This window comes from Cellulomonas sp., from assembly GCF_035634735.1.
GTDB lineage: Bacteria > Actinomycetota > Actinomycetes > Actinomycetales > Cellulomonadaceae > Cellulomonas.
This window is the reverse complement of the sequence record NZ_DASQCJ010000167.1, coordinates 1-3,853: the sequence shown is the minus strand read 5'-3', so window position 1 is coordinate 3,853 and position 3,853 is coordinate 1. Positions and strand designations below refer to the sequence as shown.

Annotated in this window: 3 protein-coding genes; 2 read left to right on the top strand and 1 reads right to left on the bottom strand. The window is 75.6% G+C overall.

What is annotated here, in order from left to right:
• Positions 1 to 270: 270 nt before the first annotated feature.
• The gene (locus VER05_RS14030) at positions 271 to 1,590 is read right to left on the bottom strand and encodes a threonine/serine ThrE exporter family protein (RefSeq protein WP_324845953.1); all 1,320 of its coding nucleotides are present in this window, start codon (positions 1,588 to 1,590) and stop codon (positions 271 to 273) included.
• Positions 1,591 to 1,730: 140 nt separating this feature from the next.
• Here VER05_RS14030 and VER05_RS14025 point away from each other — a divergent pair, with 140 nt between their 5' ends.
• Positions 1,731 to 3,332: an MFS transporter gene (locus tag VER05_RS14025; protein WP_324845952.1), complete on the top strand. Its 1,602-nt coding sequence runs from the start codon at positions 1,731 to 1,733 to the stop codon at positions 3,330 to 3,332.
• Positions 3,329 to 3,853 (top strand): aminopeptidase P family N-terminal domain-containing protein (locus VER05_RS14020; RefSeq protein ID WP_324845951.1); only part of this gene is annotated, 525 nt, incomplete at its 3' end. The genes VER05_RS14025 and VER05_RS14020, both read left to right, overlap by 4 nt.

The window sequence follows — 3,853 nt, the reverse complement described above, 5'->3', positions numbered from 1 at the left end:
ACGGCGATCGGGCGGTTCCCCCAGCTCACCACGACACCGTTGAGCGCGGCACGTTGCTGCACCTCGACGAGGCCCACGATCACGACGTAGGCGGGCCCGACGAGCGCTGCCGCGGCCACCCGCAGATGATCACGCACTGCTGTCGGCCCGTCGGTCGGCGAACGACACCGCGACCGGCGCCGGCACGCGGTGGATGGTCGGCACCGACGACACGCTACCGATCACTCGGGACCGGGTCTCGTTCCGTTCGTTGTGGTCGCGACCCCGCCCTCACAACCCCCGCCACCCGCCCGTCGCCCGGCCGACCCGCTCCGAGATCCCGCTCCCCACCAGCACCCCCGCGGCGATCGCCACGATCGTCAGCAGCGCGTTGAGGAAGTCCCCCAGCCCGGCGGCGGCGTCCGCGCCCACGATCTCGGTCACCCCCTCCAGCCCCAGCGCGCCGGGCACCAGCAGCCAGAACGCCGGCAGGAACGTCACCGGCACCGGCGGCCCGGTCGGCCGCTGCTGGATGGCGTACGCCACCGGCAGCACCACGACCCCGGCCGCGAACGACGCCCCGAGCGGGTTCAACACCAGCCCGGCCCCGGCCTGCACCCCGTACGCGACGCCGAGCACGGCCAGCAGCCAGGGCAGCGAGCGCGTCGGCACCGCGGACGACAAGAACACCCCGAGCCCGAACACGGCCACGCCGACCCACGGCGCCCACGCCCCGAGCGGCGCCTCCGCCACCGGCGGCCCCGGCAACCCCGCGAACTCCACGCCCAGCGCGATGCCGAACGTCAGCAGCAGCAGCCGCTCCAGCCCGTAGACCAGCCGCGCCGACCCGGACAGCATCGACCCGGACGCGAGCTCGATCGTCGCCATCGTCAGCGCGGCCCCGGGCAGCATCGTGACCAGCGTCGGGATCACGATGTCGAGCGGCGCGGAGCCGAGCAGCGGCTCGGAGAGCCGGAACACCAGCCAGGTGACGACGCCCGCGGTGAGCATGGGCAGGACCACCGCGACCGCGTGCGACCGCTCCCCCCACAGGCTCAGCACGCCGACGAGCAGCCCCAGCACCAGGTACGCGGGCAGCGCGGACGCGGTCGGGTTCAGCAGCAGGCCCAGGCCGAGCACCATCACGCTGGTGCCGGCGACCCGCAGCCAGGCCGGCAGCCGCGGCCGGGCGGTGAGCAGCGCCTGCAGCCGGGCGACCGCCTCGGCGACGCCGAGCTTCGCGTGCCGGATGTCGTCGATCAGCCGGTACAGCGCGTCGACCTGGTCGAGCCGGAGCGACGTGTTCGGGGCGGGCGCGAAGTCGACGCGGGTGGAGTCACCGGCCGCGATCCGGACGAACACGCCGGTCGGCAGCACGAAGAACCGGACCCCGGACGCCGCGTACACGGCCGCGACGTCGTCGAGGATCAGCGACACCCGGTCCGCGGCGTCCCCGGCGCGCTGCATCGCGACGCCCAGCCGGCGCAGCAGGTCGAGCACGGCCTCGGGCGGCTGCTCGGGGACCCGCGGGGCCTCGGCGGGCAGCGGGAACAGCCGCCGGGCCAGGGCGGCCCTCGCCCGCGCGAGTCCTCGACGCCCCGGGTCGGCCACCTGACCAGGATGTCGACCGGCGGTCGGCGATCGCTCACCCCCTCGGGGTGATCGGCCACGGGGGTCCGCGGTCCTACGGTCGAGCCACCGGACGATCGGACCGCCGCAGGGGCGCGGCCCGCCGGACGAGGGGGTCGACGATGGGCGACGCATCGGCGGGGAGCGCCGCGGCGGGCACGACGGCACGGGGCGCGCGGAGCGTCCTGATCGCCACCTGCCTGTCGACGCTCGTCGTGAACGCAAACACCTCGGCGGTGAGCATCCTGCTGCCGGCGATCAGCGCGGACACCGGGACCTCGGTCGACACGCTGCAGTGGGCCGTCACCGGCTACTCGCTGGTCGGCGCCGCGGTGATCATCACGGCCGGGTCGCTGGGCGACGTGTTCGGCCGCAAGCGGGTGTTCCAGCTCGGCCTGCTGCTGTTCGTGCTGTCCTGCGTGCTGATCGCGCTGTCCCAGGACGGCACCGGCGTGATCGTCGGCCGGCTGATCCAGGGCGCCGCGGGGTCGACGATCCTGGCGTGCGGGCTGAGCCTGCTGTCGGTGGCGAGCGACGGCGAGGACCAGCTGCGGTCGGTGTCCCTCTGGGGCGCGGCGGCGGCGGTCGGGGCCGCGGCGGGCCCGCTGCTCGGCGGGGTGCTGGTCGACCTGACCGGGTGGCAGGGGCTGTTCTGGATCGACGCCGGCGTCGGCGTGGTCTGCATGCTGATGACGTACTTCACCGTCGCCGAGTCGAAGGACCCGGACCGCCCGCGGTCGATCGACTACCTCGGCACGGTGCTGGTCGCGCTGACCCTCGCGCCGCTGATCCTCGGCGTGAGCAAGAGCGGCGACTGGGGCTGGCTGTCCGCGGCGACGATCGGCTGCCTGGCGATCAGCGTTGTCGCCGGCTGGCTGTTCGTGGTCGTCGAGAAGCGGGTCGCGGTGCCGCTGCTCGACCTGGCGCTGCTGCGGAACCGGATCCTGGTCGGCGCGACGCTGGCCATCCTGATCGGCGCCGGCACGATCAACGGCCTGATGTACCTGCTCAGCCTCTACTTCCAGGACCCCGCCGCGCTCGGGTTCTCGTCGTTCCAGGCCGGGCTCGCGACGCTGCCCGCCACGGTGGGCCTCGTGGTCGTGGCTCCGATGGTGCCGCGGCTGACCAAGAAGGTCGGCGGCCGGCAGGTGATCGGCGTCGGGTTCCTGCTGACCACCGCCGGGTTCGTGATCGTCGGGTTCGTGCAGGCCGGCTGGGGCTACGGGGCGTTCCTGCTCCCGCTGCTCGCGATCGCGGTCGGCATGGGCCTGTCGAACGGCCCGTCGTCCTCGGCCGCGACCGCGGTCGTGCCCGAGGAGCAGGTCGGCGCCGCGTCCGGCGTGTCCAACATGGCCCGGTACGTCGGCGCCGCGGTGGCGACGGCGATCGCGGCCACCGTGTACGCGTCCGTCGGCGCCGACCGCACCGACGCGGGCGCCTCGCCGTCCGACGCGCTCGCGTCCGGGCTCGCCGCCGCGGCGTGGGTCATGGCCGTGCTGAGCGCGCTCGGCATCCTGCTCGCGGTGGTCGCGATCCGCCGGCACCGCGCGGCGCAGGGCACCGTGCAGGACTCGGCCGCGGCCGCCGCGGCGCACCTCATCACGATCCCGACCTCGGCGGCCGGTGCGGCGTCCCGGCCGGCGGCCGGACCGGCTGCCGGGCCCGCGGCCGGACCCGTCGCCGGGGACCGCCCCGCACCCACCGCCCCGAGAGACCCCTCGTGACCGACGCCGCCCCGTTCACCCGCGACGACTACGCCGCCCGCATGGCCCGGGTCGTCGCCGACGCCGGCGCGGCCGGGCTGGACGGCGTGCTCGTCACGCCCGGCCCCGACCTGGTGTGGCTGACCGGCTACCAGCCGACCGCGATCACCGAGCGGCTGACCCTGCTCGCCCTGACCGCCGACCGCGAGCCGACCCTGGTGGTGCCGGCCCTGGAGCGCCCCGACGCGGAGGGCGCCGCGGGGACGGCGGCGACCGCGGTCGTCGACTGGTCGGACGGCAGCGACCCGTACGCCGCCGCGAGCGCCCTGCTCCGCCCCGGCGCCCGGTACGCCGTGTCCGACAGCGCGTGGGCGCTGCACCTGCTCGGCCTCCAGGCGGCCCTGCCCGGCACCGGGTTCCACGCCGTCACCGACCGGCTGCCCATGCTGCGCGCGGTCAAGGACGACGACGAGCTCGCGCGCCTCGCCGCCGCCGGGGCCGCCGCGGACGCCACCTACGAGGAGATCGTGCACGTGCGGTTC